General features: G+C 69.1%; 13 protein-coding genes and 1 pseudogene. 2 read left to right on the forward strand and 12 right to left on the reverse strand.

Annotated features, from left to right (window positions below):
- Positions 1 to 133: 133 nt before the first annotated feature.
- The 5 genes from ACFWWQ_RS25565 to ACFWWQ_RS25585 all read right to left on the reverse strand — a co-directional run bounded on the left by ACFWWQ_RS25565 (position 134) and on the right by ACFWWQ_RS25585 (position 3,869).
- Positions 134 to 1,186 (reverse strand): DUF2637 domain-containing protein, encoded by a 1,053-nt coding sequence (locus tag ACFWWQ_RS25565; protein WP_384600505.1) that lies wholly within the window; start codon positions 1,184 to 1,186, stop codon positions 134 to 136.
- Positions 1,183 to 1,728, reverse strand: a complete 546-nt coding sequence (locus ACFWWQ_RS25570; protein WP_384600508.1) for a WhiB family transcriptional regulator — start codon at positions 1,726 to 1,728, stop codon at positions 1,183 to 1,185. Before ACFWWQ_RS25570 ends, ACFWWQ_RS25565 begins: the two co-directional genes overlap by 4 nt.
- Before the next feature lie 101 nt (positions 1,729 to 1,829).
- On the reverse strand, positions 1,830 to 2,534 hold the full coding sequence (locus ACFWWQ_RS25575) for an ATP-binding protein (protein ID WP_384600511.1): 705 nt from the start codon (positions 2,532 to 2,534) through the stop codon (positions 1,830 to 1,832).
- Positions 2,534 to 3,544, reverse strand: coding sequence for a hypothetical protein (locus ACFWWQ_RS25580; protein WP_384600514.1), 1,011 nt, complete (start codon positions 3,542 to 3,544; stop codon positions 2,534 to 2,536). The genes ACFWWQ_RS25575 and ACFWWQ_RS25580 overlap by 1 nt, the downstream gene beginning before the upstream one ends.
- A 1-nt stretch (position 3,545) precedes the next feature.
- Positions 3,546 to 3,869 carry a transcriptional regulator gene (locus ACFWWQ_RS25585; RefSeq protein ID WP_384600517.1) on the reverse strand — a complete coding sequence of 108 codons (324 nt, stop codon included), beginning with the start codon at positions 3,867 to 3,869 and terminating at the stop codon, positions 3,546 to 3,548.
- 985 nt (positions 3,870 to 4,854) lie between these two features.
- On the opposite strand from ACFWWQ_RS25585, the gene ACFWWQ_RS25590 reads away from it, so the two are divergent.
- Positions 4,855 to 5,574 (forward strand): hypothetical protein, encoded by a 720-nt coding sequence (locus tag ACFWWQ_RS25590; RefSeq protein ID WP_384600520.1) that lies wholly within the window; start codon positions 4,855 to 4,857, stop codon positions 5,572 to 5,574.
- A gap of 409 nt (positions 5,575 to 5,983) precedes the next feature.
- Entirely contained in the window at positions 5,984 to 6,295 is a 312-nt protein-coding gene (locus ACFWWQ_RS25595; RefSeq protein WP_384600522.1) for a nucleoside triphosphate pyrophosphohydrolase, read from the forward strand.
- A 184-nt stretch (positions 6,296 to 6,479) separates the two neighbouring features.
- Here the strand turns inward: ACFWWQ_RS25595 and ACFWWQ_RS25600 are convergent, their stop codons facing one another.
- The 7 genes and pseudogenes from ACFWWQ_RS25600 to ACFWWQ_RS25630 form a co-directional block, all read right to left on the reverse strand.
- Positions 6,480 to 7,301, reverse strand: coding sequence for a hypothetical protein (locus ACFWWQ_RS25600; protein WP_384600525.1), 822 nt, complete (start codon positions 7,299 to 7,301; stop codon positions 6,480 to 6,482).
- Positions 7,302 to 7,472: 171 nt separating this feature from the next.
- Entirely contained in the window at positions 7,473 to 8,099 is a 627-nt protein-coding gene (locus ACFWWQ_RS25605) for a hypothetical protein (RefSeq protein WP_384600528.1), read from the reverse strand.
- A gap of 27 nt (positions 8,100 to 8,126) precedes the next feature.
- Entirely contained in the window at positions 8,127 to 8,315 is a 189-nt protein-coding gene (locus ACFWWQ_RS25610) for a hypothetical protein (RefSeq protein WP_384600530.1), read from the reverse strand.
- 78 nt (positions 8,316 to 8,393) lie between these two features.
- Positions 8,394 to 9,389, reverse strand: a complete 996-nt coding sequence (gene galE, locus ACFWWQ_RS25615) for a UDP-glucose 4-epimerase GalE (RefSeq protein ID WP_384600533.1) — start codon at positions 9,387 to 9,389, stop codon at positions 8,394 to 8,396.
- An 85-nt stretch (positions 9,390 to 9,474) separates the two neighbouring features.
- A pseudogene (locus tag ACFWWQ_RS25620) lies at positions 9,475 to 10,233 on the reverse strand (formylglycine-generating enzyme family protein); the annotation flags it as partial.
- Positions 10,234 to 10,251: 18 nt separating this feature from the next.
- A complete protein-coding gene (locus ACFWWQ_RS25625; protein ID WP_384600536.1) occupies positions 10,252 to 10,374 on the reverse strand; it encodes a hypothetical protein in 123 nt (40 codons plus the stop codon).
- Between the two features lies 1 nt (position 10,375).
- Positions 10,376 to 11,590 carry an NAD-dependent epimerase/dehydratase family protein gene (locus ACFWWQ_RS25630; RefSeq protein ID WP_384600538.1) on the reverse strand — a complete coding sequence of 405 codons (1,215 nt, stop codon included), beginning with the start codon at positions 11,588 to 11,590 and terminating at the stop codon, positions 10,376 to 10,378.
- Positions 11,591 to 11,622 lie beyond the last annotated feature (32 nt).

The raw sequence follows: 11,622 nt of genomic DNA on the forward strand, positions 1-11,622 counted from the left end.
GGGGGCTCTTTTTTTTTTTTTATTAGACCCGGGGGGGGGGGGTGGGGGGGGGGGTGTGGGGGGGGGGGGGGGGGGGGGGGGGGGGGCGCGGGGGGGGGGGCCCGCCCCCCCCCCCGCTTCATGTGCCGGCCGATCAGTTCCGGGCGGGGGCGACCGGCTGTCCGTGCTGTTCGCGGAGTTGTGCCATGAGGGCGGTCAGCGTGTCGTTGGACAGCGGGATCTGTTGCCCCCGGATCGCTTGGGCGACCACCTTGCGGGTCAGCTTGTCCTCGGCTCTGGCCGCTGACCGGGCGATCTTCAGTAGCTCCTCGGTGTCCGGGTCCGACCGCCGGTCACCGGGTATCCGGGTGTCCCGGTCGGTGACCGCCAGCGGAGTGACCGGCGGGACGGGGAACCGCGCCGGGCCATCCTGGTCGCCGGTCACCGGGGCGGTGTCGCCGGGGCGGTCAGTGGCCGACCGCGTCGTGTCCGGCTGTCCGGGCAGATCAGCGACCTTGTGTGGCTGACTCCGGTCACCGGTGACCGGCTTGCTGCTGTCCGCCGGGGCACTGTCGTCGGTCAGTGACCGGGAGGCGAGGGCCGGCTTGTCCAGGGACAGCGGCGGCCGGTCGGTCAGGGCAGTGACCGACTGATCAGCCTTGACCTGGCCGGCCACCGGCTGTGGATGCTGACCGACTCGGTCGGTCCGGGTGACCTCGGTGTCGTCGCCACGGTCGTTCTGACCGAGGTCCTCGCGGTCACTGCCCTTGACCGGGCCCCGGGCGATGAGGATGTAGAGATGGACGGCGCCGGCCAGCGCGAGCGGTGCGATGGTGGACAGCACCGCGACCACCGTGTCTCCCAGCCGGAGCCCGGTGTCCGCCACCGCTTCCTCGTTGAGCCGCACTGCGTGAAGTGCGTTGGCCCAGATGCTGGCGGCGGTGGCGGTGCTGAAGAGGGTCCACACGTACGCCCGGGAGCGCAGCGGCGCGGCGCGCAGGACGAGCAGGGCACGGACGCCGTAGGCGATGAACCCGTCGATCACCAGCGGGAAGACGTAGGTCAGGAAACCGCGGATGTGGATGGCGATGGCCATCTGCTGGAGTGCGTCGTACGACAGAGCGCATCCCGCACCGCCGAGGGCTATGACGACCGTGCGGTCCCAGGCGGTGATGTGTGCCGACTTCGGTGTACTCACGGTGCTCACGCCGCCGTCCCGAAGTCGTCGCGGTCCAGATCGCTGTCGGTCGTCGTGGTCTGTTCCAGGGTGCGGTTGCGGAGCGCCCGGCGCGTTTCCCGGTACAACTTCTTTGCGTGCTCTTCGGTGACCTTCAAAAGCCATGCCAGGCGTTGTACGGATACGCCGTGGCGGTAGGCGGCGTGGACGACCGCGCGGCGCTCGGCCTTCGTGAGGTGGACGTCGCGGCCGGCGACGGTGTCGTTGACGCGGCTGTAGTCCAGGCGGCTGGCGAGCTTCTCGTGCAGCGGTTCGCGTTCTTCCTCGGTCGTGCCGCCCCGGATGCCGTACCTGTCGCCGGTCTCCAGGGCGGCATCCAGGCAGGTGCGGCGGACCGGGCACTGTCCGCACAGCGCCTTCGCGGTGGCGATCTTTTCGGTCTCGTCCGGCTCGGGGAAGAAGGTGTCGGGGTCGACCGGGTGGTACTCGGTGCTCTGGCAGACGGCCTCGTCCTGCCAGGTGTAGTCGCCGAGTGACCGGTGGCGGGCAGGGGTGATCGTCGTGGTGGTCATGCGGGGTGCTCCGATCGCTCTCCGCGCGCAGGGCGTCGGCGGAGGGGTGCGGTGGGTCGGGAGTGCATCGGGCGCTCTGCGGACGCAGCCCGGCGTGGCGGTCAGGCCGCGGTGCGGTGGCGTCTGCGGTCGACTGGTTCGAACTCGACCCGGGTGGTCATCTGCGCGAGCCGGGAGGTGACGCGGTCGCCGAGGTGGGTCCGGAGGTCGCTGATGCGCAGGTTGGTGGTGATCAGCGTCGGGAGCATGTGGTTGTAGCGGCGGTTGATCAGCCGGTACGTCACTTCCTCCGTCCACTCCGTCGCCTTCGCGGCGCCGAGGTCGTCGAGGATCAGCACGGGGCAGCGGCTGACGGCCGCCAGCTCCCGCTCGCTGTCCACTCCGGCCCGAGGGCGGAGGTCGGCGTACAGGTCGGCGGCGGTGGTCGCGCGCCAGCGCACGCCAACTCCGCTCTGCACCAGTCTCCGGACCGCGCCGTACGCCTGGTGGGTCTTGCCCGCTCCGACGACTCCGGCCATCAGCAAGCTGGGGCCGGTGGCGACTTGCCGCCGGGCTCCCCGGCTCGGGGCGACTGCGGCTTCGGCGACGTCCCGGGCCCAGGCCAGAACCTGGGGGTGGTCGGCAACGGCATCTTGGTAGCGCGGAGGTAGTCCGGCGGACAGTGCGTCGAGCGGGGAGAAGGGCTCGGGCTCGTCGTCCGGCGCGGCGACGGCGGCCGGGTCGATGCTGCGGGCCGCCAGGATCCGGGCCATCCGGTCCAGGACGCCCTCACCGACGAGCTGCGGTTCTCGGGCTCGGGTGCCCATCACAGCTCCTCGGCGTAGGCGGCGGCAGCGTCGACCGGGTTGGTCCACGCCTGGTGGGCGGGCAGGATAGAGCCGAATCCCGGCCGGGCCAAACCGCCGGAGCGTGCGTTCATGGCCTCGTTGACCATGCTGGTCAGGACGCTCGGGTGCTTGGGAGTGGCGGCGAACTTCGACAGCCCGGCCCGGATGTACTGCGGGTCGATGCCCTCGGCCAGGAGCTTCTTGACGACCCGCCCGAGGTGCCCGATCACGTCGCCGGGCGGGCGCTGGTCGCACGCGCTGACGTACTCGCCGACGAGCTGATTGGCTGAGACCTGGGTGGCGGGCGCTGTGCGCCCCGTAGGGAAGGAAGATCCAGGATCCAAGATCCTAGATCCAGGCGCCGAGCCCTCTCCGAGGTTTCGGGGAGGCTTCGGGTAATCCTCGACGAATGCCGATTGACCTGCGGTTTCGTCCTCTTCCCTGTCCGGAGCGGCAGCGGTTTCGACGAGGACGCCCTGCTGGGCGGCCGGAGAAGAGCTTCGGGGCTCGGGGGCCGTCGGTGCGGCCGGTGCGGGCCGATCGAGGGTTCGGGGAGGGGTCGGCGAATCCTCCCCGAACCCTCGGGGAAGGGTGGGCGACGCCTCGGTGCAGGCTCCCTTGCAGGGGCCGCACCGGTCGGCCGCGTGGTGTTGCGGGCAGGCTGGCAGCCGGGACTGGCTCGGCTTGTCGATCTTCTGGTGCTTGGACCAGGTGGCGATGTGGAGGTAGCGGCGGCCGTCGCAGCCGGTGTAGCGGCAGAGGAGATCCGCGTTGGCGAGCTGGTGGAGGTCGTCCTCGACGTGGACCGAGGTGTGCTCGGCGCGTAGCGGCCAGAGGAGCCCTGCGATGATCGCGGCGTTGTCGCGGTGGCGGCCGTGGTCGTCGGCCTGGGTGAGGAGGCCGAAGAAGGTGCGCTCGGCCTCGACGGTCACCTCGGCGAGGGACTCGGAGGTGAAAGCCTCCGGCTTGATGGTTCGGATCCGCGCCATGTCAGCGACCCCGGTCTGCAGCGAGGTCGCTGCGGGTGAGGGCTGCCGTGGCGAGGTCGAAGGTGTAAGTCCGGCTCCGGTCCAGGTCGGGCCAGGCCCGCAGAATCCAGCGGGCCGCCACCCTGGCCGTCGTCCGGTTCAGGTCGATCGTCTCCCCGACCGCGTCCTTCGCGATGGCGTGCGGGTGGGGCCAGGGCTGCCCCGGGTCGTGGAGACTGACGCGGATGGCGGTCGCACCGGGGACCATGTCGGCGAGCTGAACCGCGAGACGCTGCTGTCGCGCCGCGTCCGGGCAGGCCGGGCTTCCGCCGTCGGCGGTGTGCATGCGATACTCCGTTTTTCGTAGGACGCGGCGCGACGGTTCTCGTGCAAAAAGCCCCGTCGCCCGCGAGATGTGAATCGGTACTCCTCGGAGTGCCCGCCCGGCGTCTGGGAGTTGGTAGCTCCCGGGCGCCGGTCTCATTTCACTCCGGCGGACTTCACGGCCCGCGCATATGTCACCCCTCCTGGCCTGCCCGGATGACGCTTCCGTCTTCGCGGGGACCAGGAACATATGGGGACCGCTCCTCCAAGTCCAGCCTGCAAGATCAGTCGGGCGCTCTCCGGAGGTGGACGGTGAGATCCGTCTCAGCCCGAATCTGATTTCGACAACCGCTGCACGGCCACGCGCCCATTCGCGATTCCCCCTTCAACTCCCCGACCGTCTATGGACCGACCGCTCCGGCGAACTTGCCGGTAAGGACGATTTAAAGCGCATCGAGCTCAGCCAGTCAACGCGCCCAAAAAGGTCGAACTACGCGCTTAGAAAAGAGAGGGAACTGGGCTTGATCAACTGACGCAACCTCATCTTCAATGTCTACCCTTGAGGTTGAGGCAAGACTCCCCACTCTGGGCACCAATGCCACTTCACCGATCAAGGAAAGTTGCCATCCGATTCGATGACCGGAAATTTTTTTCGCATTTCTCGATACGAAAAAAACTTCCGATCCCACTGCCCGTATCGCGCCCCTTTGGGGTTTTCGCCAGGGGGGGCGAGTAGCTGATTTCGAGAATCCCGTCGCGCGGTTCGTCTTCAAACTTCGGGGGCCGACAAGATCGTTTTCTCTTTACGTACAGTCGGTAGCGCCGCTTTAGGTGGGGAGCACGCTGTTGCCTACCGCTCGGGGAGGTGGCTGGCATGCAAGGCGCGTGAAGGGACAGGGATGGCTCCCCGGGAATCTGTGTGGCGCGCGACGCCGCCCCTACGTCAGTGGACGCTCGGAAACCTGCTGCGCACATGGCGTACGGAGGCGAGCCGACGGCGTGGCCGGGTGATCACGCAGGCGGAGGTGGGCGAGGCGATCGGGCGCTCCGGGCGCTGGTATCAGGACCTTGAGGCGGGGCGGGGCGGACGGCTTGCCCGGGAGCAGTGCTTCGCGATCGCTGATCTGTTCCTCCTCGTTCACGACGAGGTCCGCGCGCTCATGCTCTGCAACATGGGCGGTGTTGCTCGGCCGGACGGCCCGGACCTGGATGCCTCGACGCTCCGTTCGCTCCAGCGCGTCCTTGACCAGCAGCCCCACCCGGCGTGGCTGCTGGGCCCGACGTGGGATGTCCTCGCGTACAACGGAATCCTGGCCGAGTGGCTGCCGTGGGCGACGGAGCGCGACGCGAACCTCATGCGCTGGGGTCTCAGTGCGGGCCGACAGGTCCTCCTCGATTGGGAGGAACAGGCCAGGGCATATCTCGCGATGCTGCGGTTCACCTCAATCCAGTACCCCCGCGATCTCGGGGTGCGCGCAATCATCGGCGATGTGGTCGGCTCCGACCCGTACCTCGTCGGATTGTGGAACGAGGAGGCGGATGTGACCGAAGGAGGTGGACCGCTCCGTTACCGGGCACGCTTGGATATCAGTCCCGGGCAGCCCGTGCTACTCGAATGCACCACGCTGTTTTCGGCGGCTGCACCGACCTGCCGTCTGGTCATCCTGGTGCCGGTCGAGGATGACGAAGGCGAACTTGGTGAGGGAGAAAGCCTGCAGGCGGCTTGAAGCCATTGTCAGGCGTGCCCCTCAGCAGGGGCCAGTCCCCGCGGCGGTGCCACCCAACCCTGCAGGCCTCGGCCGACGACAGAGCGACACTGTGGTCCGCCTTGAGAGGCTTGGCCCCGCAAAAGCTGTCGTCGGAGTTGCTGCGCCACCTCCAGGCCTCGGCGGAGCTCGAACGCCGGCCATGGGTGAGGCGCTGACAGCCGGAGGACCGAGACGGCGGCGACGCGCAGCATGGGGCTGCGGTCGGTCGCCAGGGGAAAACTGGCGTGGCCTTCCGGCTGGACCGGATTCAGTTTCGCTATACGGGCGTTGAGGTGGCGCAGCATCCGAACGTTTCCCTACGGTGCGCACCCAGGTGAGCGGTGGCCGATGGCCGCTCCGTGGTGAAGGGAGAACCGTGGACTGCCCCGTGGACGGCAAGTTGGTGCGGGATCAGATTCCTCAGGTCATCCGAGGGAGCGGAGTGACTCCGCGTGGGTATGTCGCAGGCCCGCAGGAATACCGCTGGCGGCTGAGGAACAAACTCGATGAGGAAGTCGCCGAGTTCTTGGCGGCCGATGGCTCCTCGGCGCCCGGTGAGCTTGCGGACGTGATGGAGGTCGTGCACGCGCTCGCTGCGGACCTCGGCGTCGATCCGGCGGAGCTGGAGAAGATCCGTGCGGTCAAGGCGAGCGAGCGGTGTGGGTTCGCCGGCCGGGTCGTATGGATGGGCAACCGGTGAGCGAGCGGTGCGCCTCTGGCGACGGCGCGGGAGCCTTCCTGGCGGGCGTTTGATGCTTACCCCCGACCCTGGGCAAACTGGCGGCTACGGCGGGGCGACCGCGTCGGGGGGACAGGCACGCCGAACACCGGGCTGGCGGGCACTCGGCTTCCCGCTGGCGCCGCGCACGGAGTAGGCGCTCCGGTCAGGTCCGGTCGACCGCCAGGCCGGGTAGGACGAGGCGGCCGGGGTCACTGTCCATGTCGGTGACGCGCAGGCCCGTCGGTGCGGTCTGCGCGCCGCGGCGGAGTTCGTTGACGAGCAGTCCGGCCGCGTGCGCCGTCTCGTCGGGGTCGAGGACAGCGTGCTCCCACCAGCCGGCCAGCGGTCGGTCCCATCCTCGCCGCACCATCTCGTCGTGGGGTGTCGGTTCGGGTCGGGCCCGGTCGTCCACGAGCACGGTCAGGTCCTCGCCGCTCTGGGCGACGACCCCCACGGCGCGGCCGTTGTCGGCGGCGGTGATGTTGAAACCGAGGTGCCCGCGGGGCGGGAGGACCTGCGGTACATAGACGGCGCAACTGCGCAGGAGCGCCGCGATCGACGCCTCCAGCGTGAACCAGTCCGAGGCGGCGGCGACGCGGGAGGGCGGCGGCCACGGCGGGTTTACGTGAAGTTGCCACATGTACGGCAGGTGCGCGAAGTCGATGTCGTGAAGGGCTGCGTCGAAGTACGCCCGCTCCGCCTCCGCCAGACCGTGCGGATCCCATACCGCCAGTTGCAGGGTGGTCGCGGTGCTCCGGGACAGCAGGAGGACGCGGTCCTCCAGGGTCCAGCGGACGTACGGTCCGCGCGCGGCGCCTCCATAGACGGCCGGGCCGCCGATACGGCGGCGCACCGCCGCAATGACGGCTCGGACCACGCCGGGGCCGTCCGGTATCGGCTCGGGGGATGCCTCCGCGCCGGGCTGAGCAAGGAGTCGGCAGGCGACCTCCACCGAGTCCTCTAGGTCATGTATTCGCCCAGTCATGCGAATAGCGTGGGCTATTAGAAGTATTTATGCATGTTTGGATATCGGCATACTACGGAGAGCCCTGGTGGCGATCTGCCGTGTGAAGCCCCTGCGCAGGTGCTGGGCATCCTTGCTTCGGGACGCTCTGGCAGCACGCCGAACAGGTGACAGCGGGAGGGGCGGCCGTGGTCACCAGGTGGTGAGGTCGATCGCGCGAGAGCAGTGAGGATCGTCGCTGTCGGGGGCAGCGCGTTCATGCTCGGTGATCAGGGACGGCACGGCGGCCAGGAGTGCGGTCAGAGCGCCGGTCGGGTTCACGTCCGCGGCGGTCACCGTGGGGTCCTCTTCGCTGTCCAGGTAGAGGCGTAGTCGGTCGCGGAAGAGGAATCCGCGAAGGCGTGGATCGGAGGGATCTTCGTTGACCGGCTGGGCGAGGCAACGCAGCAGGGTGAAGGCGTTGTCGTCCAAGGTGGGGGCGGCTGCGGTTTCCATGACGTGCGCGGGGACCCGCACGAGGGTCATGCCCATCACGGTGCCGAGCTGCTCACCGGGGTAGAACTGCGTTCCGCAATGCAGGGTGCGCAGCACGCCAGTAACGTCGTCTGCGGTCACCGGCTCGCCTCCGACGCGCAGGGGGAGCTCGTACGCGATGGGTGTGGTGGTGTGCTCGGCGCCGGTGACGATGCGGATGGCCGCGGCGGGTGGCGGGACGGGCAGGATGCCGCGGATGGTCATGGCGGCGGTGAAGGGGGCGTGAACGTGATGGAGCAGCAAGCGGGTGAGATCCGCCTGCTGCTCTGCGATCTCATCGGGCATGGCTATTGGTTGATCCGGTTCGGGGACTCATTGGTGCCCTTGCAGTAGGCGGTGATGACGCCGATCTTCTCGCCGCCGCCGAGCGTCGTATCTGCCGTCGGCCGTCTTGCGTGCGTACTGCGCTATGACGACGATCTTCACCTGGCGGCCGCCGTTGATGGCGTGACCCCGGTATTCGAGGCAGGCGCCGTTCTTCTCGTCGGCCTTCCCGGCCACGGCGGCGTTGATGGCCTTGCACTTCTTGAGAAGCTAACGCGTTGCCATCGTTCATTTACGTTAAGTCCACGGCGGGGGCTACTGGTAACCCAGGACCTGGTCGCGTTCGGCGGCCCAGGCCAGGGAGTGCCGGATGCCTTCTTCGATCGAGTGCTGGGGTTTCCAGTCCAGGAGGAGGGCGGCGCGGTCGCTGCGGGTGTAGGCGCCTGCGACGTCGCCGGGGCGGGCGGGGCCGCGTTCGACGGTGACGGGGGTGTCCACGACGGCGTTGAACGCGTCGATGAGTTCGAAAACGGTGGTTCCGGTGCCCGTTCCGAGGTTGATGGCCAGGGACGTGGCGTCACCGAGGACGGTGTCGAAGCGTTGCAGGGCGGCGATGTGGGCGGCGGCGAGGTCCCAGACGTGGACGTAGTCGCGGATGCCGGAGCCGTCGCGGGTGGGCCATCCGGTGCCGGTGACGATGAAGGGGACGCGGTCGTCGTGGGCCTCGATGAGCTTGCCGAGCGCGTGGGAGGGGCGCCGCAGCTGGAGGCCCGTGCGCATCTTCGGGTCGGCGCCGATGGGGTTGAAGTACCGCAGGGAGAGGATCTTCAGCGGCTGGGTGGCGGCAATGTCGGTGAACATCGCCTCGCACACGGACTTGGTGCGGGCGTAGGGGCTCTCCGGCGCGTGCGGGGAGGTCTCATCGACGGTGAAGGTGTCGTCGGCCTGGTAGATGGAGGCGGAGGAACTGAAGAGCATGCGGCGGCAGCCGTTGCGGATCAGGTGGGAGGCGAACGCGAGGCTCTTGGCGACGTTGTTGGTGTAGTAGCCGACGGGGTCGGCCACGGAGTCGGGGACGACGATCAGCGCAGCGCAGTGGACGACGGCTTCGATGTCGGGGTGTTCGGTGAAGACGCGGTCGATGAGCGAGCCGTCGGCGATGTCGCCTTCGTAGAAGGTGCGCCCGCGGGTGAATTCGCGGCGTCCGGTGGAGAGGTTGTCGAGCAGGACGGGGTGAATGCCGGCATCGAGGCAGGCGGAGGCGATGGTGCTGCCGATGTATCCGGCGCCGCCGGAGATCAGGATCTTCATGGCGCGAGCGTAGTCCCCATTGAGGATGGTTTCGGGTAGATGCCGGGGCGTTGGACATTCTGCGCCCCGGCATCTGGTGTGCACATCAAGTGACTGCGTTGCCAGTGGTGTTGACGGCGCAGCGGAAGCCGATGGTGTGGTTGGAGTAGGCGGGGTCGGTGGTGAACCGTTCGGTGGTGCGGGTCTGGTGGCGGAAGTGCATCCATCCGCCGCCGCGCGCTGCCACGTAGCGGTGGGCCGCGGCGTGGTAGATCGGCTCGTAGGCGCGGGCGGGGTCGTAGAGCGTGTAGGGGTCGGCGGTCCATTCGCTGACCTGCCCGGCCATGTCCCCGACACCGAACGGCGAGTCGCCCCCCGGAGAACGTGCGCCGACCGGTTCCGTGCCGGGGACCGTTCCGTGCCGTGCGAAGTGGCTCGTCCACCAGGCGCGCCACTGGGGGAATTCCGCGACCGGGGCGTCGGGACTGTCGGATGTGTTCGCCCGGCGTGCGTCCCAGGTGTTGCCCCAGGGCCAGCAGCGCCAGGTCGGTCCGTGGGCGGCGTACTCCCATTCGGGCTCCGTGGGCAGGCGTTTGCCTGCCCAGCGGGCGTACGCGGTGGCGTCGGCGTGATCGACGTGCACGACGGGGTGGTCCGTCCGGTTGTCGATGTCGTCGTGGGTGCCACCGGGGTGTCGCCAGCAGGCGCCGGGCTGCGGTATCCAGTAGCTCTCCCCGTAGACGAGGCCGAAGCCGCGGCGCTCGGCGGCCGTGAGGTAGCCGGTGGCGGCGGTGAACGCCGCGAACTGGGCGTTGGTCACCGGGTATCGGTCGATGAGGAATGCGTCGATGGCGGTCGTGTGCTGCGGCGCCTCGTCCTCGAATCAGGAACGTCCGTAGTGCTGGGACCGGGCGAGGACGTCGAGGTGGTCCTCGGGGGCCCCGATGTGCGGTTGGCCGGCGGGGATGAGAACCATCCCGCTGGTGTCGACGTCGGTGGCGGTCATATCAGCCTCCTGCCATGGCGGGCAGGACGGTGAGCGTGACGTCGTCGGCCAGGTGGGTGTCGAGGCCGTTGAGGTCGCGCACGTTGGTGTCGCCGAGGAAGACGTTCGTCCACGGCACCGGCTCGCCCTCGCCGTCCAGGAGCCGTGGGGCGAGCACCGGGTGTGCGGAGGTGAGCCACCTCAGCGCGGTGCCCACCGTGGAGGCGCGGCACTCCAGCACCGGGGTACCGGGGACGAGGGCCAGCCAGGCAGTGGGGATCGCGAACCGCACGAGCGGGGCCTGGGCCGGGGAGGCGCCCTGACGCGTCGCGTCGATGGTGGCGCGCAGGCCGTCCTCCAGCGAGGTGGTCGGGAACCAGCCGAGGGTCTCGCGAGCGAGGGAGATGTCCGGGCAGCGGGTGGTGCCTTCGGCGTGCTGTGCGGCGACCTTCGTGACGGTGCCGGAGCCGACGGTCTTGACGACCAGCTGGGCGAGGTCGGCGATGCTCGTCCCGTCCGGGGCGCCGAGGTTGAAGGGGCCGGGTGCGTCACTGTCGAGCATGGCCAGCAGGCCGGCCACGAAGTCGTCGATGTAGCACAGGCTGCGCACGCCGTCGCCGTGGACGGTGAGTTCCCCGCCCGCGAGAGCGGCCTCCACGAAGGCGGCCACCACGCGGCGGTCGCCGCGCATCATGCCGGGGCCGTAGACGTTGAAGGGCCGGATGATGCCGGTGTTCACCCCGTACTCGCGGCGGTAGGCGGCCGCCATGGCCTCCAGGAACCGCTTGGCCTCGGCGTACCCGGACATCGGGCCGGTCGGGTCGACGTTGCCCCAGTAGGACTCATGCTGCGGCTGGACTGTGGGTTCGCCGTACACCTCAGCGGAGGAGGCGAGGACGATGCGGGCCCGGTAGCGGCGGGCGATCTCCACGGCGTTGATGGTTCCGGCCGCCCCGGCCATCAGGGTGCGCACGGGGTGGTTGCGTACGTGAGCGGGGCCGATGGGGCTGGCCAGGTGCACGACCCCGGTGACGGGCTCGGGCCACTCCAGCGGCTGGATGATGTCGTGTTCGACGAAGGTGAACTGCGGGTGGGTGAGCAGGACGTCGAGCGCGGGGAGGCGCCCGGCGGTCAGATTGTCCACCGCGGTGACGCGCGCACCGCGGTGGAGAAGAGCGGAGCAGAGGTGGCTGCCGATGAAGCCGGCGCCCCCGGTGACCAGTACGTGTTCGTTCATGACTTTCCCTTCGTGGAGTTGTTGGCGATCTA

The sequence above is a fragment of the Streptomyces sp. NPDC059080 genome (assembly GCF_042739975.1).
In the GTDB taxonomy this organism is placed as follows: domain Bacteria; phylum Actinomycetota; class Actinomycetes; order Streptomycetales; family Streptomycetaceae; genus Streptomyces; species Streptomyces benahoarensis.

What these genes read in the sequence shown, in the direction of transcription:
- ACFWWQ_RS25570 (WP_384600508.1), bottom strand. Translation starts at nt 1,728, where the DNA reads ATGACCACCACGACGATCACCCCTGCCCGCCACCGGTCACTCGGCGAC.
- ACFWWQ_RS25575 (WP_384600511.1), bottom strand. Translation starts at nt 2,534, where the DNA reads ATGGGCACCCGAGCCCGAGAACCGCAGCTCGTCGGTGAGGGCGTCCTG.
- ACFWWQ_RS25580 (WP_384600514.1), bottom strand. Translation starts at nt 3,544, where the DNA reads ATGGCGCGGATCCGAACCATCAAGCCGGAGGCTTTCACCTCCGAGTCC.
- ACFWWQ_RS25585 (WP_384600517.1), bottom strand. Translation starts at nt 3,869, where the DNA reads ATGCACACCGCCGACGGCGGAAGCCCGGCCTGCCCGGACGCGGCGCGA.
- ACFWWQ_RS25600 (WP_384600525.1), bottom strand. Translation starts at nt 7,301, where the DNA reads ATGACTGGGCGAATACATGACCTAGAGGACTCGGTGGAGGTCGCCTGC.
- ACFWWQ_RS25605 (WP_384600528.1), bottom strand. Translation starts at nt 8,099, where the DNA reads ATGCCCGATGAGATCGCAGAGCAGCAGGCGGATCTCACCCGCTTGCTG.
- galE (WP_384600533.1), bottom strand. Translation starts at nt 9,389, where the DNA reads ATGAAGATCCTGATCTCCGGCGGCGCCGGATACATCGGCAGCACCATC.
- ACFWWQ_RS25625 (WP_384600536.1), bottom strand. Translation starts at nt 10,374, where the DNA reads ATGACCGCCACCGACGTCGACACCAGCGGGATGGTTCTCATCCCCGCC.
- ACFWWQ_RS25630 (WP_384600538.1), bottom strand. Translation starts at nt 11,590, where the DNA reads ATGAACGAACACGTACTGGTCACCGGGGGCGCCGGCTTCATCGGCAGC.